This is a genomic window from Nocardia sp. NPDC047654 (assembly GCF_043205035.1).
In the GTDB taxonomy this organism is placed as follows: Bacteria; Actinomycetota; Actinomycetes; order Mycobacteriales; family Mycobacteriaceae; genus Nocardia.
In genome coordinates this window covers 823,655-845,383 of record NZ_JBIDDF010000001.1, presented here as the reverse complement: position 1 = coordinate 845,383, position 21,729 = coordinate 823,655, and the positions used below count along the sequence as shown (strand labels likewise).

General features: G+C 67.3%; 16 protein-coding genes and 4 tRNA genes. 9 read left to right on the top strand and 11 right to left on the bottom strand.

The genetic code is table 11. From position 1 onward, the window contains the following. Positions 1–163: 163 nt before the first annotated feature. The 6 genes from thrS to ACGF7Y_RS04005 all read right to left on the bottom strand — a co-directional run bounded on the left by thrS (position 164) and on the right by ACGF7Y_RS04005 (position 8,673). Positions 164–2,215 carry a threonine--tRNA ligase gene (gene thrS / locus ACGF7Y_RS04030; RefSeq protein WP_393228926.1) on the bottom strand — a complete coding sequence of 684 codons (2,052 nt, stop codon included), beginning with the start codon at positions 2,213–2,215 and terminating at the stop codon, positions 164–166. Between the two features lie 177 nt (positions 2,216–2,392). Then, positions 2,393–3,007 carry a (2Fe-2S)-binding protein gene (locus ACGF7Y_RS04025; protein ID WP_393228924.1) on the bottom strand — a complete coding sequence of 205 codons (615 nt, stop codon included), beginning with the start codon at positions 3,005–3,007 and terminating at the stop codon, positions 2,393–2,395. Between the two features lie 2 nt (positions 3,008–3,009). Next, positions 3,010–3,432 carry a TIGR02611 family protein gene (locus ACGF7Y_RS04020; RefSeq protein WP_393228922.1) on the bottom strand — a complete coding sequence of 141 codons (423 nt, stop codon included), beginning with the start codon at positions 3,430–3,432 and terminating at the stop codon, positions 3,010–3,012. A gap of 105 nt (positions 3,433–3,537) precedes the next feature. Further along, the gene (locus ACGF7Y_RS04015; protein ID WP_393228919.1) at positions 3,538–5,787 is read right to left on the bottom strand and encodes a solute carrier family 23 protein; all 2,250 of its coding nucleotides are present in this window, start codon (positions 5,785–5,787) and stop codon (positions 3,538–3,540) included. Between the two features lie 243 nt (positions 5,788–6,030). Further along, positions 6,031–8,259 (bottom strand): SulP family inorganic anion transporter, encoded by a 2,229-nt coding sequence (locus ACGF7Y_RS04010; protein ID WP_393228917.1) that lies wholly within the window; start codon positions 8,257–8,259, stop codon positions 6,031–6,033. 342 nt (positions 8,260–8,601) lie between these two features. Then, a tRNA-Val gene (locus tag ACGF7Y_RS04005) sits at positions 8,602–8,673 on the bottom strand. Positions 8,674–9,043: 370 nt separating this feature from the next. On the opposite strand from ACGF7Y_RS04005, the gene ACGF7Y_RS04000 reads away from it, so the two are divergent. The 3 genes from ACGF7Y_RS04000 (at position 9,044) to ACGF7Y_RS03990 (ending at position 9,306) form a co-directional block, all read left to right on the top strand. Next, a tRNA-Gly gene (locus ACGF7Y_RS04000) sits at positions 9,044–9,116 on the top strand. Between the two features lie 43 nt (positions 9,117–9,159). Beyond that, positions 9,160–9,230 (top strand) — tRNA-Cys (locus ACGF7Y_RS03995). A gap of 1 nt (position 9,231) precedes the next feature. Next, positions 9,232–9,306: transfer RNA gene (locus ACGF7Y_RS03990), tRNA-Val, on the top strand. Positions 9,307–9,434: 128 nt separating this feature from the next. Here ACGF7Y_RS03990 and ACGF7Y_RS03985 read toward each other — a convergent pair. Further along, positions 9,435–10,754, bottom strand: coding sequence for a tyrosine-type recombinase/integrase (locus ACGF7Y_RS03985; protein WP_393228915.1), 1,320 nt, complete (start codon positions 10,752–10,754; stop codon positions 9,435–9,437). Between the two features lie 738 nt (positions 10,755–11,492). Here ACGF7Y_RS03985 and ACGF7Y_RS03980 point away from each other — a divergent pair. Further along, complete coding sequence (locus ACGF7Y_RS03980) at positions 11,493–12,800, top strand: AAA family ATPase (RefSeq protein WP_393228912.1); 1,308 nt, start codon at positions 11,493–11,495, stop codon at positions 12,798–12,800. A 119-nt stretch (positions 12,801–12,919) separates the two neighbouring features. Further along, a complete protein-coding gene (locus tag ACGF7Y_RS03975) occupies positions 12,920–13,111 on the top strand; it encodes a helix-turn-helix transcriptional regulator (RefSeq protein ID WP_393228909.1) in 192 nt (63 codons plus the stop codon). A gap of 122 nt (positions 13,112–13,233) precedes the next feature. On the opposite strand, the gene ACGF7Y_RS03970 is transcribed toward ACGF7Y_RS03975, so the two are convergent. Beyond that, positions 13,234–13,467: a hypothetical protein gene (locus tag ACGF7Y_RS03970; protein ID WP_393228906.1), complete on the bottom strand. Its 234-nt coding sequence runs from the start codon at positions 13,465–13,467 to the stop codon at positions 13,234–13,236. A 244-nt stretch (positions 13,468–13,711) separates the two neighbouring features. On the opposite strand from ACGF7Y_RS03970, the gene ACGF7Y_RS03965 reads away from it, so the two are divergent. Further along, positions 13,712–14,650: a helix-turn-helix domain-containing protein gene (locus tag ACGF7Y_RS03965; protein ID WP_393228903.1), complete on the top strand. Its 939-nt coding sequence runs from the start codon at positions 13,712–13,714 to the stop codon at positions 14,648–14,650. Between the two features lie 403 nt (positions 14,651–15,053). On the opposite strand, the gene ACGF7Y_RS03960 is transcribed toward ACGF7Y_RS03965, so the two are convergent. Continuing rightward, positions 15,054–15,359, bottom strand: coding sequence for a hypothetical protein (locus ACGF7Y_RS03960; protein ID WP_393228900.1), 306 nt, complete (start codon positions 15,357–15,359; stop codon positions 15,054–15,056). Between the two features lie 203 nt (positions 15,360–15,562). Between ACGF7Y_RS03960 and ACGF7Y_RS03955 the strand changes: the two genes are divergently transcribed. Both ACGF7Y_RS03955 and ACGF7Y_RS03950 read left to right on the top strand, forming a co-directional pair. Further along, positions 15,563–16,540, top strand: coding sequence for a hypothetical protein (locus tag ACGF7Y_RS03955; RefSeq protein ID WP_393228897.1), 978 nt, complete (start codon positions 15,563–15,565; stop codon positions 16,538–16,540). Between the two features lie 203 nt (positions 16,541–16,743). After that, positions 16,744–17,973 (top strand): sigma factor-like helix-turn-helix DNA-binding protein, encoded by a 1,230-nt coding sequence (locus ACGF7Y_RS03950; protein ID WP_393228894.1) that lies wholly within the window; start codon positions 16,744–16,746, stop codon positions 17,971–17,973. Here ACGF7Y_RS03950 and ACGF7Y_RS03945 read toward each other — a convergent pair. Then, positions 17,939–18,883 carry a hypothetical protein gene (locus ACGF7Y_RS03945; protein WP_393228892.1) on the bottom strand — a complete coding sequence of 315 codons (945 nt, stop codon included), beginning with the start codon at positions 18,881–18,883 and terminating at the stop codon, positions 17,939–17,941. The genes ACGF7Y_RS03950 and ACGF7Y_RS03945 overlap by 35 nt on opposite strands. Before the next feature lie 547 nt (positions 18,884–19,430). Here ACGF7Y_RS03945 and ACGF7Y_RS03940 point away from each other — a divergent pair. Next, positions 19,431–20,459 (top strand): hypothetical protein, encoded by a 1,029-nt coding sequence (locus ACGF7Y_RS03940; protein WP_393228889.1) that lies wholly within the window; start codon positions 19,431–19,433, stop codon positions 20,457–20,459. Here ACGF7Y_RS03940 and ACGF7Y_RS03935 read toward each other — a convergent pair. Beyond that, complete coding sequence (locus ACGF7Y_RS03935; protein ID WP_393228887.1) at positions 20,426–21,397, bottom strand: LysR family transcriptional regulator; 972 nt, start codon at positions 21,395–21,397, stop codon at positions 20,426–20,428. The two genes, ACGF7Y_RS03940 and ACGF7Y_RS03935, sit on opposite strands and share 34 nt — an antisense overlap. Positions 21,398–21,729: the final 332 nt, after the last annotated feature.

Below are 21,729 nucleotides of genomic sequence, written 5' to 3'. Positions count from 1 at the left end.
CGGGCCTGACCGCTCATGCCGTGTCCCCTGGGGGCACGAGCGGGGCCCTGCGTGGTCACGCTCCGCTGCCGCCTCCGGGCCTGACCGCTCATGCCGTGTCCCCTGGGGGCACGAGCGGGGCCCTGCGTGGTCACGCTCCGCTGCCGCCTCCGGGCCTGACCGCTCATGCCGTGCCCTTGATCTCGAACCTGTCGGCCGTCGGCGACGCGTTCTCCCGGTGGGCGATCCACGCGACGATGGTGGCCACCGCGTCGTCGACCGGTACGCCGTTGACCTGGGTGCCGTCGCGGAAGCGGAAGCTCACGGCGTTCGCGGTCACGTCGCGCTCACCGGCCAGCAGCATGAAGGGCACCTTCTGCGCGGTGTTGTTGAAGATCTTCTTCTGCATCCGGTCGTCGCTGCGATCCACCTGTGCCCGGATGCCCTCGTCCTGCAACCGTTCGATCACCCGATCCAGATGCGGGGCAAAGGTTTCGGCGACCGGGATGCCGACGACCTGCACCGGCGAGAGCCAGGCCGGGAACGCGCCCGCGTAGTGCTCGGTGAGCACACCGAAGAATCGCTCGATCGAGCCGAACAACGCGCGGTGGATCATGACCGGCCGCTGCTTGGTGCCGTCGGAGGCGGTGTATTCCAGGTCGAAGCGCTCGGGCAGGTTGAAGTCCAGCTGGATGGTCGACATCTGCCAGGTGCGGCCCAGCGCGTCCTTGGCCTGCACCGAGATCTTGGGGCCGTAGAAGGCGGCGCCACCCGGATCGGGCACCAACTCCAGGCCGGAGGCGGAGGCGACCTTGGACAAGGTCTCGGTGGCCTCCTCCCAGATCTCGTCGGAACCGACGAACTTCTTCGGGTCCTTGGTGGACAGCTCGAGGTAGAAGTCGTCGAGGCCGTAGTCCTTCAGCAGATCCAGCACGAACCGCAGCGTGTCGGTCAGTTCGCTGTGCATCTGCTCTTTGGTGCAGTAGATGTGCGCGTCGTCCTGCGTCATGCCGCGCACCCGGGTCAGGCCGTGCACCACGCCGGACTTCTCGTAGCGGTAGACCGAGCCGAACTCGAACAACCTCAGCGGCAGCTCCCGGTACGACCGGCCGCGGGCGCGGAAGATCAGGTTGTGCATCGGGCAGTTCATCGGCTTGACGTAGTAGTCCTGGCCGGGCTTGCGGACGGTGCCGTCCTCGTTGAGCTCGGCGTCCAGGTGCATGGCCGGAAACATGCCGTCGCGGTACCAGTCCAGGTGGCCGGACACCTCGAACAGGTGGCCCTTGGTGATGTGCGGGGTGTTGACGAACTCGTAGCCCGCCGCGACGTGCCTGCGGCGCGAGTACTCCTCCAGCTCCTTGCGGATGATCCCGCCCTTCGGGTGGAACACCGGAAGGCCGGAGCCGAGTTCGTCGGGGAAGCTGAACAGGTCCAGCTCCAGGCCCAGCTTGCGGTGGTCGCGACGCTCGGCCTCGGCGAGCAGGTGCAGGTGCTCGTCGAGCGCCTCCTGCGATTCCCACGCGGTGCCGTAGATGCGCTGCAGGTCCTCGCGGCTCTGGTCGCCTCGCCAGTAGGCGGCCGAACTGCGGGTCAGCTTGAAGGCCGGGATGAACTTCGTGGTCGGAATATGCGGACCGCGGCACAGGTCGCCCCAGATCCGCTCGCCGGTGCGCGGATCCAGGTTGTCGTAGATGGTCAGCTCTTTGCCGCCGACCTCCATGACCTCCGGATCGTCGATGCCGGACTTGTCGCTGATCAGCTCCAGTTTGAACGGCTCCCCGGCCAGTTCGACCCTGGCATCATCGATCTCGACCACCCGGCGGGAGAACCGCTGCGCGCCTTTGACGATCTTCTTCATCCGGGATTCCAGCTTGGCCAGATCCTCCGGGGTGAACGGCCGTTCGACGCGGAAGTCGTAGTAGAACCCGTCCTTGATGTAGGGACCGATGCCCAGCTTGGCCCCGGGGAACTCCTGCTGCACGGCCTGGGCGAGCACATGCGCGGCGGAGTGCCGGATGACGTTGCGGCCCTCGGCGGTGTTCGCCGCGACCGGCTCCACGTCCACGTTGTCGGCCGGGGTCCAGGAGAGGTCCTTGAGCTCACCGTCCACCCGGACGACCACGACGGTCTCCGGCCCCTTGGTCGGCAGGCCCGCCTCGCGCACCGCGGCGCCCGCCGTCGTCCCGCCCGGCACCCGGACGAGGGTGACTGGGCTGATGGGGGCTGAGGTGGTCACGGCTGCGCTCTCCTTGGCGTTCTCGTGTGCGGGCGGGGCCCGCTGGATGGTGGCCGATCGCGAGTTCGTCCGGCGCGACCATGCTACTGTCCCGCCGCTGTCCTGCCGCTTCGGGCCTTTGGCCGTACCGGTCGGGTGGCGCGGGAAACCACTTGCGGCTCGCGCAGGTTGCTCTGCTCAGTTCTCGGCGGCCAGGTCCGCGAGCAGTGCGGTCCGTTCGGCCGGAGGCCGCTTCGGGCAGCTGGTGCACATCTGGCAACCCGGCACCTCGAACACCAAGCAGCAGGAAATGCGCCGGACGAAGGTGCGTCCGCCGATCTCCACGAACCGCGGCACCGGGAGTTTGCCCGCGATGTCGGCCGCCAGCCGCGCCCCCGCTTCCGGCGAACCGGCGTCGAGCGCGCGGTTGCCGATCGCGTCGGCGGCGATCGCCCACAGCGCGGGGGCTCCCGCGCCGGACACCTCGGCGACCGGCGGGATCACGACGCCGAGCGTGTCGCGCAGCGCCGTCGCGCCGCTGACGGAGGGAACATCGTGCGCCGGCACACGCACCCGCTCGACGCCGCCGTCCGGGCGCACCTCGCACTCCAGCCGGTCCAGCGCGGGGACGGGGGCGTCCTCGTCGTCCGCGTAGGCCCGCGCGAGCCGCTCCACCAGAGCGGAGGCGACCATGCACCACCAGAGCGTGCCCGCGATGCGCGGCGAGGTGGTCCCCCAGGAATGGCCCATCTCCGCGATGCGCGCGGCCAGCCATTCCGGTTCGGTGAGCATGCGCCCCGGAACGGTGGTCACCGTTACAGGGGGCTGCGCAGCCATTCCCATTCGACTCCGATCCAACTACCCACGAGCCCGAAGGTCCCCAATATCCACAGCGTCGCCACGACCAGCGCGGCGGTGCCGATCGCCCCGACCGCCTGCACGGCCCGGCCCTGCCTGCGGTACCAGTCCATCAATTGCCGGTACCGGTCCCGTAACCAGGTCAACGCGCTACGCGCCCAAGCGAATTCGGTGGCGAGGATGCCGAGCCCGGCGAACACGATCGCCCAGCCGGGACCGGGATAGGGGATCGCGAGCACGCCGACCGCGAGCACGGCGACACCGACGACCGCGACGACGATCCGGTAGACGAGGTAGAGCTTAGGCCGTCGTTCGAGGCCGGCGCGGAAGGCGCGCCAGCGGGTCGGATCGTCGGAGCTCGTTTCCAGGTCTGCGGTCACGTTCCCAGGGTACGAGCAATCCGGCACGCCAATTCGTTCTCGACGGCCGGATACAGCGATCCCGCCCGGGCGGCGCGCCCGGGCGGGATCACCCATCCCCGTCGATCACACGAGTGCGGGAGTGTGCTGATGGCCCGCGTCATCGATGTGCGCGATGCCGTTCTCGGTCACCTCGACGACCCTGGCACTGGCGATGTCGAAGAACAGGCCCGACACCGTGACGCCGCGCTCGGCGATCGCCTTGCGCACCGCCGGGTGCCGGTGCAGCAGCTCGAGCTGCACCGCGACGTTCACCATGGCCAGCTGATCGACCTCGCCGAAACCGGCCTCCTGCGCCGCGGCCGCCACCGGATGGCCCGCGCGGTATCGATCCAGACTCGGGCGCGCATGCGCGAGCCAGGCGTCCACACCGGGTACCTCGGCGCCGGTGTGTAGCGCCTTCATCGCGCCGCAGGAGGAATGCCCGCAGACCACGATCGAGCGGACGTTCAACTGCTCGAGCGCGAACACCAGTGCCGCCTCGACCGACGCGTCACCCTCGGCGGGCGCGAGGTTGCCCACGTTGCGCACCGTGAACAGGTCGCCCGGCCCGCTGTTGGTGATGATGTTCGGCACGATCCGCGAGTCCGAGCAGGTCAGGAAGAACGAATCCGGGTCCTGCTTGTCGCGCAGCTCGTCCAGGTGCGGCCGGACCACGTGCGCGTGGCTGCGGTGGTAGGCCGCGACGCCGGCCGCGACCGGATTCTCGTGCCGTTCGTCGCGTCGCCAGGGGCCGAGGATGTCGTCCCACACCGAGCGCGCGAAGCTCCGCGCGGGCGGTTGCGCGCCCGCGTGGGCCATCCTGGCTCCGCCGATCTCCACGAAATCGACGCTGCCTCCGCTGTTCACCTGCTGGCGGGCGAACTCCTCGATGGCCTCGAACGCCGCGTGATCGAGGAAGTCGACGGTCATCTCCACCGTGACGTCGGCTCCCGGGGGGATCTTCGCGAACTGTGCCGACAGCTTCGGCAGTGCGAGGAAGGTGGCCGAGCCGTCGATGGCGAAGCGCCAGCGCTGCGTACCGGGGATCTGCTCGGCCCTGACCGCCACCCGGACGACCCGCCACAGCAGCAGGCCGAAGGCCAGGCCGAGGCCGATCAGCACGCCCTCCAACAGGTTCAGGAACACCACACCGAGCACCGTCACGGCGTAGACCAGCAGGTCACCGGTGCGCCGGGCCAGTTTGATGTGGGCCAGCTTGACCAGCTGGGTGCCGATCACGATGAGCAGACCGGCCAGCGCGGCCTTCGGGATCTGCTCCACCACGGATACCAGCGCCACGGAGAACACCAGCAGCCAGACGCCGTGCAGGATCGCGGAGGCGCGGCTGTGCGCTCCCGCCTGCACGTTGGTGGCGCTCCGCACGATCACGCCGGTGACCGGCAGTCCGCCGAGCAGGCCGGACAGCACATTCGCCGAACCCTGGCCGATCAGCTCGCGATCGAAGTCGGTGCGCTTGCGCGAGTGCATCTTGTCCACGGCCACCGCGGACAGCAGGCTCTCCACGCTGGCGATCAGAGCGATGGTGAGGACGGCCAGAGCCAGACCCGACCAATCGCCGCTGGGCAGCGCGGGCAAGCCGATGGCGTCGAACAGCGAGCCGTTGAGCACGATTCGCTCGGCATTCAGCGGCAACACCAGCGACAACGCCGTGCCCACGAGCACCGCGACCAGTGGGCCCGGCACCACGCGCACCCTGGCGGGCAGGTATTTCCAGCTGACCATGATCGCGATCACGACCGCGCCGATCAGGGCGCCGCCGCCGTGCAGCGACAACAGCTGCCCGGGCAGTTCGGTGATGTTGCGCCAAGCCGAACTGTGCGAGGAACCGCCGAGCAGCACATGGATCTGCTGCAGCGCGATCGTGATGCCGATACCGGCGAGCATCGCGTGCACCACCACGGGCGCCACGGCGAGCGCCGCTCTGGCCACCCGGCTGAGCCCGAGCAGGATCTGCAGCACACCGGCTGCGAAGACGATGAAACACGTGGTGCGCCAGCCGAATTGATTGATCGTCTCGGCGACGACCACGGTGAGGCCCGCGGCGGGGCCGCTCACCTGCAGGACCGACCCGCCGAGCGTTCCGGCGACGATACCGCCGATCACGGCGGCGATGAGCCCGGCGGCGACGGGGGCTCCGGAGGCGATCGCGATTCCCAGCGAAAGTGGTAGCGCGACAAGGAAAACCACGATCGAGGCGGGTACATCGTGGCGGAGGATCTCGGTGAAGCGGTCGGACAGTGGTCCGGAACTGCGGCCCGGGTCCGCCGGTGCGGGTATGGACGGTGGCGGGGCTAAATCGTGATCGATAGCCATGACTCTCCTTCGCCGACTCGGCTGATTCGCCGAGGTCGGTTGACGATCAACATGTCCAGCAGGGCACAAGACCGCGAACCGGCATCTCGCGGTGAAGCAGTCCCGACACAGCGATGAGTCGAGATGTAAACACGGACAAGTGTATTGGTAAAGACTTAGCAAAGCCTGAGAAGTTCGCCGATTGTGTGTAGTTCCCCACTGTCCTCTCGTCGTTATCACCGTGACGCACCGCACATCGCCTGGTCAGACCGGCTCCGCAGCGATCCGCCTCTCCTGGTCGCCGAACTCCGCGATGCCGTCGACCATGACCTCGATCACGCGGGCCGTGGCGAGATCGAAGAACAACCCCGACACCGCTACGCCCCGCTCCTCGATCCCCCGGCGCACGACCGGGTGCGCGTGCAGCGTCTCCAGCTGCACCGCGACGTTCACCATGCCCAGCTGATCCACCTCGCCGAACCCCGCGACGGCCGCGGCGGCGGCTACCGGATGCCCCAGCCGGTAGCGCTCCAGGCTCGGACGCGCATGCGCGAGCCAGTCGCCGAGACCGGTCCCGGCACGCACCTCGCGGTGCAGCGCCTCCATCGCACCGCAGCCGGAATGACCGCATACCACGACCGCGCGCACGTCCAACCGCTCCAACGCGTAGATCAGGGCCGCCTCCACCGAGACGTCCCCACCGCGCACCGGCACCAGGTTGCCCACGTTGCGCACGGTGAACAGGTCGCCCGGTCCGCTGTTGGTGATGACGTTCGGCACGATCCGCGCGTCCGCGCAGGTCAGGAAGAACGAGTCGGCATCGTGCCGATGGCGCAGCTTGTCCAGATGCGGGCGCAGCACGTGGGCGTGGCCGCGGTGATAGGCGGCGATGCCCGCCGCGATGCGGTCCTCCCCGTTGCCCGAGCGCCGCCACGGCCCGATCACCTGGTCGATGACCTGGCGCACGTGCCTGCGCTCCGGAGGTCCGGCCAAGGCGGTGGCCATCCGCGCGCTGCCCAGTTCGGCGAATTCCACTGTCGCGGCGCCCGATTCACGCTCACGAGCCCATTCGGTGAGGAACTCGTGCGTGGCATGGTCCAGGAAATCGACGGTCATCTCGACGGTCACGTCCGCGCCCGCCGGAACCTTCGCCAGTTCCGCGGTCAGCTTCGGCAAGGCCAAGAAGGTGCACGTGCCATCGATGCTGACCACCCACCGTCGCGAGCCGGGGACGGGGGCCGCCGCGATCGTCACGCGCACCACCCGCCACAGCAGCAGCGCGAACGCGAGCACCAGACCGATCACCATGCCCTGCAACAGATTCAGGAAAACCACGCCCAGCACCGTCGCCAGGTAGACGTACATCTCGCCCGCTCGTCTGGCCAGCCGGATATGCGCGAGTTTGATCAGTTGCGCGCCCACGAAGATGAGCAGTCCGGCCAGCGCGGCGGTCGGGATCTGCCGTACGAGCCCGGCCAGCGCCACCGCGAACAGCAGGATCCAGACTCCGTGCAGCACGGTCGACGCCCGGCTGCGGGCGCCCGCGTTCGCGTTGGTGATGCTGCGCACGATGACGGCCGCGATCGGCAGGCCGCCGAGCAGGCCGGACACGACGTTGGCCGACCCCTGCCCGATCAGCTCACGGTCGAAGTCGGTGCGGTGGCCCGGCCGCATCTTGTCCACCGCGACGGCCGACAGCAGGCTCTCGACGCTGGCGATGAGCGCGATCGTCACCATCGTCGTGATGACGGCGGTCGTGCCGCCGGAGGGGACGGCGGGCAGGCCCAGGGAGTCCAGCAACGAGCCGTTCAGCACGACCCGCTCGACGTGCGTGGGCAGGACGAGCGCCAGCAGCGTGGCGGTGACCACGGCGACGAGCGGTCCGGGGATCAGACGCACCCGCGGCGGCGCGAATCGCCAGGCGATCAGGATGACGATCACGACGAGCCCGACGCACAGGTCGCCCGTGCGCACCGACGTCAGCTGTTGCGGTAGGGCGGCCAGCGCGGCGAACGACGAACTCAGCGAGTTCCCGCCGAGCAGTACGTGCACCTGTTGCAGCGCGATCACCACACCGATGCCCGCCAGCATGCCGTGCACGACCACCGGGGCGATGGCCAGCGCGGCGCGCGCGACCCGGCTCAGCCCGAAGAGTATCTGCAGCACGCCCGCGCCGACGGTGATGAAGCACGTTGCGGCCCAGCCGAAATGGTGCACGCTCTCGGCGACGACCACGGTGAGGCTCGCGGTGGGCCCGCTGACCTGGATCGAGGAACCGCCGAGGAGCCCCGCCACCACGCCGCCGACCACGGCCGCGATCAGGCCCGCGGCGACCGGAGCGCCGGCGGCCACCGCCACACCGAGCGAAAGGGGAAGGGCGACAAGGAAAACGACGATCGAAGCGGGTAGATCGTTACGGGCGATCCGGGTCAGCCGATCGGCCATGTGCGCGTGCGGCGACGTCCGGGGTGCGGAATCGGTGTCGGTGGACATATTTTCTCCTTCGCCGGGTGGTGGTCCCGGTTCATCGGTCAAACATGTTCTTGGCATCGAAGGCGAGCGGCGGGCGAAGCTCGGGCCGTCCCCGTCGGTGGAGCACGACCCCTGACACGGCGGTCGCGACAATAGTAAAGAATTCCCAAAGCGTGTGAAAAGGTTTCCGGTCGCGATGACGGCAACCGCTACCATAATGTGACTCAGGTCACAGCGCAACAGAGGGCCGGTTCCGCGGCCGAGCGTCCGAGGGGACATGCCCGCGCGCCGACCCAGTGGGCACACCTGGCGCGGAAAAGAAAGAAGACCGGGCAGCAGGTGCACCGGTCTTGATTATGGAAGTGGTCCCAGCTGGGATCGAACCAGCGACCTTCCGCGTGTGAGGCGGACGCTCTCCCGCTGAGCTATGAGACCAGATATTTTTCCGGCGGCTCGGGGTGCCCTCCGGACGAGACGAAACATTAGCACGCGCCACCGGCGGTTCACCAAATCGCCATCCGGACAGGGACGGTTCGGCGGAACCTCCACTCACCTGGGAGCCCTCCCTGCCCAGCCGAACGCTCGCCTCTGTGCGGTCACACCGGTCGCCGGCTCGACGTCCGCACCGCCGGAAGCGACGACCGGAGCCTCCCCTCCCCCATCCACCACACGCGCCACCGGCGTCACACCATTCAACTTCTGGATTTCCGCCGTTCTACCAGCGGATTTGTACCTTTCACCGAGCGTCCGCTAATGTTCTGTCTCGCACCACGGAGGCCGGAAACGAGCCCCGGGGAGGCAGAATGCGGATGTAGCGCAGCTGGTAGCGCATCACCTTGCCAAGGTGAGGGTCGCGGGTTCGAATCCCGTCATCCGCTCGAGAGGTAGGGCCAGGCAACATAACGCCGTCCCCCTTTGCGCGGTGGAGTGGCCGAGTGGTGAGGCAACGGCCTGCAAAGCCGTGCACACGGGTTCGATTCCCGTCTCCACCTCGCGCGATTAGCTCAGCGGGAGAGCGCTTCCCTGACACGGAAGAGGTCACTGGTTCAATCCCAGTATCGCGCACCACCGTAGTACCAGGTCAGAGGCACTTTCTGAGGAAACTCGGAAGGTGCCTCTCCTGCTTTTCAGCCTCCGAACACACACTCAGCACACACGAGGTTGAGTAACTCCGGGCTAGCGGGCGCAACTCGGAGCTACTTCGAGCCATTCGACATAGCCGCACCGAGTAGCGCGGCGTGCGCCTTGAGGTCCTTCGGGAACAGGTCGATATAGACCGATTCCGTGATCGCCGTGGATGCGTGGCCCATCCACTCGGCGATGTACCGCGACGAGATGCCCGCCGACGCGCACAGGCTCGCGAAGGTATGGCGCAAGTCGTGCGCGGTGAGTTCGGTTTCGCCGTCGTCGGCGATGTACAGCCCGGCGAGCTTGGCGGCGGGGTGCAACACCCGCTTGTTCCAGTTGGTGCGCCGGATCGGCCCGCCAGTGGCAGCGGTGAATACCAGCGCGTCGGCGGCCTTGCCCTTCACGTGTGCCCGCAGTTCGTCGACCAGATCGGGCACCAGGTCCAGAGTGCGTTTCTTGTCGCCCTTGGGCAGCCCGAGCACCAGCTTTCCCTTGACGTCGGTGTATGCCTCGAACACCCGGACGTGCAGGCCGTCGAGATCGAGGTTCTTGGCCCGCAGCGCGGAGAACTCGCCTATGCGCAGACCGGTGTAGGCCATGAACCAGATTGCGAGTCCATCCGGCGACGGCGCAGCGGCCGGGATGATCGGCACCCCGCCGTCGTCGTGCTCAACGGCGAGTTCGGCCGACCGGTCCCGCCCGACCCGCTTCCGGTTCGTTCGAAGGCTGTAGAGGTAGTCGGCGGCGGCGGCCAAGCGCGCAACCTCGGCATGATCGAGGTAGCGCTTTTCCTCTCCGTCGATCTTCGGCAACTCCACGTCGCGAGCAGGGTTCGCGCGTATCCGGCCGTCGCGCACCGCCAAGTGCAATACTCCGGCGAGTACCTGGTAGCAGCGGTGCACCGTCGCGGGCGCCATCTTCGGCGTGATGTCGCCTACCCACTTCACGACATCGCCGTGCGTAATGCTGCCCAATTCCCTACTCCCCCAATAAGGCAACACGTGGTTGCGTAGAACACTCCCGTAGTTCTCGCGGGTGGACTGCGCCTTGCGGATGAGCGACGCCGTCCACGTGTCGGCCATTTCGGAGAACAGCGCGGCCGACTTGCGCTTGTCGATGTAGGTACCGGTGTGCAGTTCAGAGGCGATGCGGTCACGTTCGGCAGTTGCCTCGGCCTTGGTCTCGAATGCGGGAAACCGCTGCTTACCATCTTGGTCGACGTAGCGCACCTGCCACCGGCGGCCCTTAGGCACCTCCTCTCCGTCAGGGCCGACCTTCCATCCACTCGGACGCTTCTCGCGACGGCGGAAGTCGATGTAGTGCGCGTCGAACAGGGTTACGTTGCCCGGCCTGCGGCGGGGCTTGCGGGATGTCTCAGAGGTACTCACACACCTACTCTATCCAATGACCTCTTACGTGAGCACACACAAGGTCGGCGAAGACGGCAAGACGAACGCAGCAATGATCGGTAACCCCACTCGCTACCAGATGCCCATGACAGCGGCCGGTGTCGCCTCTCGCCGCTCCAGTTCTCACGCTTCCGCGCTCCTCCTGGCCGTTTTCGCGAATCTGACGAAATTGACAATCAGCTAGTCCAACCGAGCGGTTTCGGGCTCGATCACACCGCAACATGATTCCATTCCCGCAGGTCAGGAGGGCTCGCGCGCTTCACATACCACACTCCACCAACAGGCACCATGCCACGCACGCCCAGGTAGTAGTTAAATGCGTCACACTTCGTGGCGGTTTTCGAGCAAGGCTTTGCTGACCTGCGGTTTTGCCGAATCGGAAGTTGCGCGGGTGTGCCACGATGATTTGCATTCAGTGCACAAGCGTTCTAACGAGCGCGATGGGAGACAGACAGGCGTGGAAGCGCAACCGGCCGCCGAATGGCTCACCCACCCCGGAACTCGAATTACAGCACCGGATTTTTGTTGTCTGGGCCACACGCAGAAAGGTCTGCACTACCCACAGATCGGACGTTGCCCCGCTCCTGCCTCGTAGAGCGAACAACCCGACTTACCGGGAACGAATTCATGTGTGGGTTTGAGACTCCCACCGGACCGCAATCCGCATCACTCCGCATCGCGGCCATCGCTGCCGCGAATCGAAAGGCAAGAACCACCATGGGCGAGCCCGACTACACTCCAGCCATCAATTGTGGCCGTCACCAGTCCTATCAACCCGGCTGCAAAAACTGCGAGCGGCAACTTGAGCAGTTCACCGTCTGGGAACGGCAGCAGAAGCGCCGCAATAACTCCGAACCATTGGCAATGGAATCCGATGCGCGCGCCACCGATTCGAGCGCACCAGAGGAGTTGCAACACTTCCCTACCGATGGGTTGCAACCCGGCGAAGAAACCCGCAGCACAGAAGGTTTCTCAGAGTCACGTGGTCCATACCAGCAACTCACCGCCACCAGTCGCCAAGAGCGGCGTCCCGATACGAAGGGGAAGGCGAAACCTCGGTACGTCGACATGGCCGCGCTCTTGAACGGCACGCTTCCCAAATCACCCGCGCCTACGGTCTGCCGCCGAAACGACGGCATCGGATTGTTCTACCGCGCGCAGTACAACGTCGTGTTCGGCGATCCCGAATCTGGCAAGACACTCCTCACCGACTATGCGACCGTTCAGGAACTGGCAGTTGGAGGGCGGGTGTTGCGCCTCGACCTGGACGACAACGGACCTGAACCGACGTTGCGCCGGTTGATTGCGATGGGCGCCGATCCGGAGGTGGTCACTGATCACGACCGATTCCTATACATCGAACCGGAAGACTCGGCGGAACTCCTCACCGTGATCGATGACATGGCCGACCGGAGGCCGACGCTGGTGATTCTCGACAGCTTGGGCCAACTGATCCCCATGTTCGGTGGCAGCAGTAATTCAGCTGACGAGTTCACGATCTGCCATCGACGAGTCATCAAACCGTTGATAAGAACCGATGCGTGTGTCGTTGCCATTGACCATTTGGCGAAAGGCGAGGCATCCCGTTCGTACGGCGCGGGAGGCACAGCGGCGAAGAAACGCGCTGTTGGCGGAATTTCATTACGGGTAAAGGTCGACGCGCCATTTACCCCGGGGCGGGGCGGCAGTGCGCGCCTAACCATCAATAAGGATCGCCACGGCGGGCTACGCGCGAATTGCCCCGTCGATGACCAGGAACCCTATGCAGGAAAGTTCGTGTTGCTTCCAGATGAGGATGCTATACGGGCCGAAATCCAAGCACCGGACAACAGCGAACGAATAGCCAAACAGGTTGCTGTTGCCGCAGGCGACGTCGATGCTGTCGCTGCGTTGAATCCACCGGCCAGTTCCGCACGGGAGGCTAGGACTCGCCTGGGGTGGGGAGATAAACGCGCGCGGGAGGCGTACGCGTCTTGGAAAGCTCGCGAAAATGAAAAGCGGTGGCCAACCGGGTCCGCCGCATAACAATGGAATCTAGGCATACTGCGTCCACACGCCATTGTGCCGAGTGCTGTAGGCCCGGACCCGCACCGTGGGCATCGTCCAGCCAGCCAACCACCCTTCGATCCAACGGAGCACACGAGATGTCAGCGCCGACTCACGCTCTTCTGACCCCCGCCGAGACCGCTGCCCGCCTGCGCGTACACCCGCAAACGCTGATCAATTGGCGGGGAGAGGGACGTGGCCCGCGCTCGTTCAAGATCGGCCGCCGCCGTTTCTACGACGAATGCGACGTCGACGCCTGGATTCTCGAACAGAAGCGCGCGAGCGCGTAACGGGTCCGTCAATGTGCCGCCGTCGCTACTTCAGTCGTCGTAGTCGGACGGCCAAAAGATCATTGCGACGATGACCGCCAGCGGTAGCGCGATCACGAACACGAGAGCGCCTTGCGTCGCGCTCATCGGCGCACCCCGCCCAGTGCAGGCCAGCGGCCGAAAGACGCACGAGGCGTAGCGCATTCGACGTCGACAACCGACATCAACCGGTCCAGCGTGACCGCGTCCACATGCGCCGAGGACGAGAGCAAGACCACCTCGGCCCCCGAGGACTCGACTTGTTCGACCAGACCGAGCACGGAGGTCGGATCGGCAAACCGCAGCGGGTATCCCAACCGCCGCGCCAATCTGCGCACCTGCGCAGTGTCCCATTCCAATGTCGGCGAACACGGGTCTATCCATCCGAGCGCGTCCATTCCCCTGCCTTCTGTCCCCTGTCGTTGGTAGGCACCCGCCGCCGGGGACGCGCGCCGGGGCAACATCGTCGACATCCGGCGGTGTCCACCCGGCGGCGGGGCTAAAACGACGCTATGCGTGAAGGGTTCGCGCACCTACGTTTTCGACGTCCGCAGGTGTCCACACCCCCGTTACGCTTGTGTGGTGGAAACCGGGGCGCTCATGCGTGCCGCTCGTGAAGCGGCCGGTATCTCTCTGCGCGCGATGGCGGAACGGTCGTTCTACAGCAAGACCTATCTGTCGGCGATCGAGACCGGGCAGCGTCCCGTGCCCGCCGGAGTGACCGCCGCCTACGAACGGGTCTTGGGGACAACGGACCTAGGCCGACTGACCACCGCCGCCAGGTCGGCGGCGAGCGTGGACGTCAGCGCCCTCGCCGACGTCGCCATGATGCTTTCGTCTACCCGCCGGATCGAGGACGCGGCCGGTGCCCTGGCGGTGCTTCCGGCGGTACGCGGCATGTCCGCCATGTCCGAGCATTTTGCACGCGAAGCACGCACAGCCCGCACCGAGGCGGCGGCGCTCGCCTCCGAGATCACGCAGTACCGGGGTTGGCTCGAACACGCAGTGGGGGCCGACACCGCCGCGCGGCGCAGCCTGACCACGGCGGTGGACCTGGCAGCGGAATCCCGCGACCCGGACCGACTCGTCCACAGTCTCGGTTTCGCCGGATACGTGGCGTGGAGCGCGACCGGGGACTATGGCGAGGTGATCGCCCTGTCGGACGCCGCGCTGGCGGTACGTGGCGCTCACCCGGTCCTGGTCGCCTACGCGCGGATGCGCAGGGCCGAACTACTGGCCGCGCGGGGGGAGGCAGGCGAAGCGCTGCGTGCACTCTCCGAGGCCGACGCGGCGACAGACGCGGCGGACGGTATCGAACCGCCGGAAGCCATGTACTGGTGGACACCCGGATTCGGCGGCGTGCAGCGCGGGGGCGTCCTGTCCTTGCTGGGCGACACGGCCAACGCGATCCAGGAAGCATCGGACGGTCTGGCCGAGATGCCCGCCGAGCACCGGCGAACCGAGTGGCTGGCTTCCGCACTGCGTCGCGTCGACCCGGACATGAACCCGGTCAGCGGGTAATGCGGTGCCCGGTCCGCGTACACACACAGCACACACACGCAGAGTTTCGCCGGAGTTTTTCGCTATAGCCCGGAGTTGCTCGAAACTTCCATTTGCACTGGTAGAGTGCGATTTAGATTTGATCGGAGTTGTTCGGATTTCCCCAAGTGGAGCGCGATACCATAACTGACACGGAAGAGGTCACTGGTTCAATCCCAGTATCGCGCACCACCGTCTCACGAGGTCAGGCCCGGTTTTCACCGGGCCTGTTCTTGTTGTGGCCCCCCAACGCCACCTTCCCGTGGTCGGCCGCAGTCGGACATCCCGTCACAAGGGCTCCACAAGTCGAAAGACAAGTAGTCGGCTACTCGTGAGCAAATCATCAATGCCGTGGCAGTCTGCTCCCTGATTTCAAGTAGTCGGATCAGGGAGTTCCGATGCGGTCACCACGAAGTAGTCGCGCACCACGCACGCGAGTCGCTCGGCTCGCCGCTGCCATCTCGGCACTGGCAATTTCGGTAACCGTGTTCACGGCTTGCGAAGGCAGCGTTACAGACCCAGCAACACCGCCCGGGTCGGCATCACCTGCCGTGACCGCCTCATCTTCACCTTCTACGCCGAGTGCGCCACTACCCGGGTCGCCGATTTCCCCCACGAATTCGGCCTCGGCGTCTCGGTCGGCGGCAACGCCGCGCCAGGCGCCGGTACCGGAGGGCAATTCGTTCCCCACCGCGGAACAATTCAGAACCCGCGCACCAGGAGGACGACCATCCGGACCGGATGGCAACATCCGCCCTTCCACCCCACCATTGCCGGGTTTTACGAGCCCACCCCCGCCACCGCTGAGACCGCCTGACGGCACCCTGCCGCCCCCTCCGGGCGCGCCGGGCGGGCAAGCACCCGCTCCCGGCGGCACGCGGACGGCTCCGTGAGATGACCGAGCAGTCGGCCGCGCCGGTGTCTCCGGCGATGCTCCAACGATGGGTAGGTGTCATCGGGGCGGTCGTCGCGCCGACCACGATCATCACGGCGCTGTGCTACTACTTCGGCTACGTGTATACGCGCAAGAAGCTCGCCTTTTTCGGTGTGGATTGCGATGCTCTCGGCTTCACGACCAGCGACTATGTCGTGGGGAGTGTCGGCGTGCTGTACGCCCCGCTGTTACTGCTGGTGGTCGGGTGGTTCGCCGCTGTGTGGGTAGGCGCCTACGCAGGCCGCTTCATCCGGAGCGGCAGGCGACCGCGCCTGATTCGCACCGTCGGCCGCGTCATGCTGGGGCTCGGAGCGATTTTCGTCGTCACCGGCGTCACCGGAGTGGTGGTGCCGTGGCTCACGCCCGGGTGGGCCGTCGTCTCCTGGGCATTCGCGCCCATCACACTGGGTTCGGGCGGTCTTCTGGTCGTGGCCGGCTATTGGGTCCTGTCCACCTCGATGAGCGACACCGGAACACACGAACCGGGACCCACCACACGAGTGAGCCGAACCGTGGCGATCGCGATCAGCCTGCTGGCTCTCTTCGCCGTGATGAACTCCTTCGCCAGCCGGCTCGGCGACAACGCCGCTCAAACCGCTGCGCACGATCTCTGGACGAAGGAATCCGTCGTCTCCCTCGTGACGGATGAACGCTTGGACGTGCCGACCAACATGATCGCGGAGACACTGGTCGAGGCCCAACCGCAACAGCCTCCGAGATTCCGCTACCAGTGTTTCCGCGCCCTCGTCGCACGAGGCGACGTATGGGTACTCGTTCCCGCGAAATGGTCCCGCGACAACGGATTCGCTGTCATCGTTCCCGCCGACTCCTCTCTCGTCAGCGTCTCACGATCAAGTGCCTTCAGAAAGGTCGCCGAGGAGAACCCCCGAATCGACGGCGTGACATGGCAATGCCCCGAGCGGGCGCCGAACCCCTGAACCAGCCGGCTTACCGCGCGCCGCTGCGCCGCTGCCGGAATGATGCGCCATCCGTGTGGGTCGTCTGCGCGGGGCGCTGGAAGACGGGGCTTCGATCGTTGTGGCGTGAACGTGTTCGCGACTGGTCGCGGCGGCGGTCCGGTGTCGGTGGGTGGGGATACGCTGTGGCGCACAGTGCCGGAGCCGAGTCAGGGGGTTGTCGCGTGACGATCAGTGCGGAGGTCGCGCAAGGATCGGCGCCGGACGACGACGATCCCGAATCGCTCGATCTGCGAGATGACATCTCGTTCGAACTCGAAGAGGTCAACGAGGTGCTCGGCGAGCTGATCGCTTTGCGCGCCGACCACAAGGCCAAGGACGGTGACCTGCTGACGGCTCGGCTCGGGGTGGGTGGGGAGAAACCGGAGACGCTGGCCCGGATCGGCGCTCGCTACGACCTTTCCCGCGATCGGGTGCGGCAACTGCACACCAAAGCGGTCGGGCAGATGATCCGGATGGCGCAACTGTCCGGCCATCACGCCGCCGCGGTCCTGTCCGCGCGCTATCCGCTCGACGCCAGGGACCGGCAGCTGGTGCGCGCGCTCCTGGTGGAGACGTACGCGACCGACACCGACATCGCCGCGACCGAGCTGTCGTACCTGAAGCTGCGGCTGGCCGGGCACGCGGCCGAGGACGCCAAGCGGATCGCCGGGTTCGTCACTCAGCGCATCGCCGCCTGGCAGAAGAAGACCAATCGGCGCCTGGCGAAGCTGCACGATGCCGAGCCACGGGCGACGAGTCAACTGAATCCTTGGTTGAGCCAGGTCGATTGGCCTCGCGCAGGCGCCGCGGCCGCGGTCCCCACCGTCTCCGCGCGCACCGTGGACAGCGACGACGACGGCCGCGGGCGGTTCTACCTGGACAAGGTCGGTCGCGACGTGCCGTTCGACTCCGGTTTGGAGGCCAGGCTGCTCTGGATCCTCAATGCCAGCGATCTGGTCGAGACTTTTCAGGAGCAACCCGCGGCGGTCGTCTACGACCTCGACGGCGCGGAACGGGTGCACTATCCCAGCATCGTCGCCCGGCTCACCGACGGCCGCACGGTCTTGATCGACGTCGCCGCGCTCGGGCACGTCGGCTTCCACGTCAACCGGGTGAAGGCCGCCGCCGGTCGAGCACACGCGCACGCCAACGGCTGGGGCTGGCTGGTCTGGACCGGCAGCCGGATCGGCGTTCCCGATCTGCGCGCACGCCCCGTCGACGCGACCAGCGAGCGGATGCTGCGCGACCTCGTCGAGCGCGGCACCGTGCACTGGGCCGCGCTCCGCGAGGTGCGTGCGAAGACCGGCCTGGAACTGCTGGACTTCCTCGCGCTGGTGCTGCGCCACGAATGGCGGTGGGAGCGGGCGCCCTTCCGGCTCAGCGCACCACCATCGCCGCCGCCAGGAACGTGACGATCAGCAGCATCGCGCAGATCGTGATCAGCTGCCAGCGGCCGATGGTCACCTCGAGATTGGCGATCGTGTTGCGCAACGCCTTGTCGAGTCGATCGTGATCGGCGATCGTGCGCTGAGCGGTGGCGAGGGCGTCGGCCTGTTTCTGGGCGGCCAGTTCCGCGCGTTCCAGTCGCGTCGTCAGCTTCAGCAGGTGTTTCTGCCTGTCGCGCAATGATTTGCGAGTCACCGCCAGCGCCGTGCGCTGGTTGACCAGTTCCTGGCGCTGCCGGGCGATGACCATGGCCTGCGTCTTCGTGTGGTATTCCCAGTCGGTCACGGTGGCCCAGCCTCCTGTCCTCTCGTCCCGATAACCCCAGACGTACTCGCCGCGTACCCAGCCCGCGATGAACTCGCGCAGTTCGACCGGCTCCCGCCGCGGCGCCGCCATGGCGTGCTCGGTGTCCAGCACACCGGTGACCGCGCGGTAGTCACAGGCGGCGGGCGCGAAGTCGGGGATGCCGAGAGCGTGCAGGTACGGCACCCAGTAGCCGGGCGGGCACAGCCACAGCACATCCGTGCAGCCGGCGGCGCGCAGACGCTCGGTGTGCTCCTGGGCGAGGCCCCGCTCCAGCGGGCCGCTGCGCACCTCGATCGCGTACACCCGGTCACCCTTGCGCCAGTACACGTCCACCGGCAACGTGCCGATGCGCCCATCCACCTCGGCTTCGTCGGCCCCGTAGGCGAGCAGCCTGCCGCACAACCAGTACTTGAGCCGCCGCATATCCCACTGGGCGGCGGCGCATTCCGGGCACCCGCAGGCGTAACCTGCTTTCGACCCACGCGTACGGCCGGAAGCCTCTCCGATACCCAACTCGGCGAGCATCGCCCGGCGCCCGCAGGCGATCTCCGCCCGCTGCTTCGTTCTCACGCGACCACTCCCCTGCACAAACCACCGCAGGCCCGGCGACCTACGCCATAGATCAAGAGTGCGTCAGACTCGGCTACCTCGCCAGCCCCGTTCACCCCGCGCTCGGGTGTGCCGCGCGGGTGACCGATCAGCGGAATTGGCGTTGTTCTCTGTGGCACAAGAATTTTCATCATGCCACGGGCCCGCACCGGGCAGTCCGGTATCGGCGAATTGACAGTTGCCGCCATCCCATGACGCGCCGGCCGCCCGGCATCCGGGCGAACTCGCGGCCTGCGTAACGCAGCTCACCGCGGCGGACCGGAGCGCGGAGTCGCGGAGGGCGCGGATCAGGCGGATAATGACCGATCAGATGCGTCGGCCTGTTTCCGGACAAACCGGGTCGCCGCGTAATCCGCCTGCAGGGGGGTAATTCCGGGGGCCTAGGCTGCTTCGATCAGGTCATGGATCGGTGCGCCGCCGATACTTCGCGAGCCGCGGATGTCCAACTGGGCGGATAGAATCGTCCGGCCGAGTGCGAGCTGGGCCGATACGGGGAAGTAGGTACTGGATGGAGCACGGTCAGCAGACCGGCGAGTCGATCGGCGCGATGTTGTCGAGTATCGCGTCGGCTCTCCGAGAGGTCAGCGAGAAGCTGGACGCGGTGGCGGCCCGGATCGATGGCGCGCAGACCGTGGTGAGCGAACCGACCGCCGAGGGGCGGTTGGCCAAACTCGAGGCGTGGGCTTTCCGTGCCGCACAGGATATCTCGGGTCTCGATGCCAGGGTGCAGCTCCTGGAATCCGGCGACGACCCGGCTCCGGAGGATCGGACGGCGGCGCAGCGCCCGGCAGGCTCGCTTCCCCGGGCGGCCGCGGGACGGGCGAACGCACGTAAGGCGGAGCACGGCGGCGCCGAACCCGCGGCGCGAAAGAGCGATGCCGGCGAAGCGGCCGTTTCCCGCAACGGCGCGCGACCGCAGAGCACCCCCAGGGAGCCGGTGCACGCGGCGGCCGAACCGAATTCCGCCGCGCAGACGGGTTTCACACCGCCGCGCGAGCCCACGCTCACCGCGCTGGATCCGAACGTCTCCTCCGGCCAGAGCTTCACCGCACCCCGCGAACCGGCGTCGAACTTCACCGCCCCGCCCTCGCGTGAGCCCGCTTTCACCACGCCGACACCGCGGGAACCCGTGTCGCCTTTCACCCCGCCTGCGCCGCGCGACCCGAGTACCGGTCAGCGGGAGACGCGCGAGCCCGCCACCTCGACGGCCTCCTACTCCCCCACCGAGAACGCCGCCTACGAGAGCATCGTCGCGTCCACCCCGAGCACGCAGCACAGCGGAGCGGAGAACGGGGCGGCACCGGGCACCGGACTCACCGGTGCGCACCGCGCCGGTGAAAACGACCGGACAGCGGTCGAGAACACCCACGTGGACAAGCTGCAAGCCATGCTGGACGAGCTCAAGCGCACGGCCGCGGCCCCGCTGGGACGCTCCGACCTGTTCGACTCGACCTCGAACGGCTATCCCTCCGAGCGCACCGAAGCGGTGCGCAGGCCGGCCGACTATCGGCTCTCCAGCCCGCCGCCGGTGTCCTGAGCCACTCTGACGCGCCGCCGCTTCGGCGGACGCGCCGCGCCCGCCGAACGCAGCAGGATCTCCTGGACGAGATCGCGCAGCCAGCGATGCCCTCCGTCGGCGGTGTTGCGCGGATGCCACGCCATCCCGATCGCGGCCTCCGGCAGCGGCAGCGGTATCTCGAAGGCGCCCAATCCGATCGCCGGTAGCGTGGCGGCGCTCAGCATGGCGGGCGCGGAGCAGACCAGGTCGGTACCGCGCACCGCGAACAGCGCGCTGGTCAGTGTCGGCACGGTGGCGACCACTCGCCGGGTGCGGCCGTGCAGGGCGAGACGGTCGTCGATCGGGCCGTGTGAACGGCCGTTGCGCGAAATGCTCAGATGCGGTGCGGCGGCGTACGCGGCGACGGTGACGCGATCGGTGACCAGGGGATGGTCGGCGGCGGCGACGCCGATCACGCGGTCGGTGAGCACTCTGCGCACGGTGGTCTCCGGGTCGGTGTGGTCGATCACTCCGACTTCGAGATCGACACGTCCGTCGCGCAACGCGGCGGTGCCCTCCAGGGTGTCGGACAGGAAGCGCAGTGTGACGCCCGGCGCCTGGGCGCGTACGGCCGACAGCAGGGGCCCGGCCAGTTCGGTGAGCACCATGTCGCCCGCCTGCACGGCGAACGTCCGGCGCAGCGCCGCGGGGTCGAGGTCGTCGCGCGGTGTCAGCAGTGCGCGTCCCTGCTCGACCAGCGTGCTGACCTCGTAGCGCAATTCCAGTGCCCGTGGTGTCGGCACCAGGTTGCGACCCGCGCGTACGAGCAACGGGTCGCCGAGCACGCCGCGCAATCTGGCCAGCGTCCGGCTCATCGCAGGCGGCGAGGTGTGTAGGCGCTGCGCGGCCAGGGTGACGCTATGGGTGTCCAGCAGTGCGTCGAGGGCCACGAGGAGATTCATGTCCAGCGCTTCCACCCTTGGATTATCGCCAACGCAAACAGCGGGCCCCGGTATTGCGCGGGCGACAAGCGGGGGCGAGTCGCACCCCGGCGGCAACTCCGGACAGTCGTCGGTCAAATCGTCCACGATCGAGCACGCCATAACGCCGTCCCACGTGTTCATGTGCCCGACGACCTCCGGATATGCACTACGCACGTCGGCTCTGGGCCGCTCGGGCGACGACGTCGGAAACGGCTATGCGCACCGAGCCCCGCAACTCGGCGGACGCCCCGGCACGATTTCGTCGGACGACGCCCGAGTTCGGCAGTCGATGCAATTGTGCGCACACCCCCCTCCGCTGACCGGCG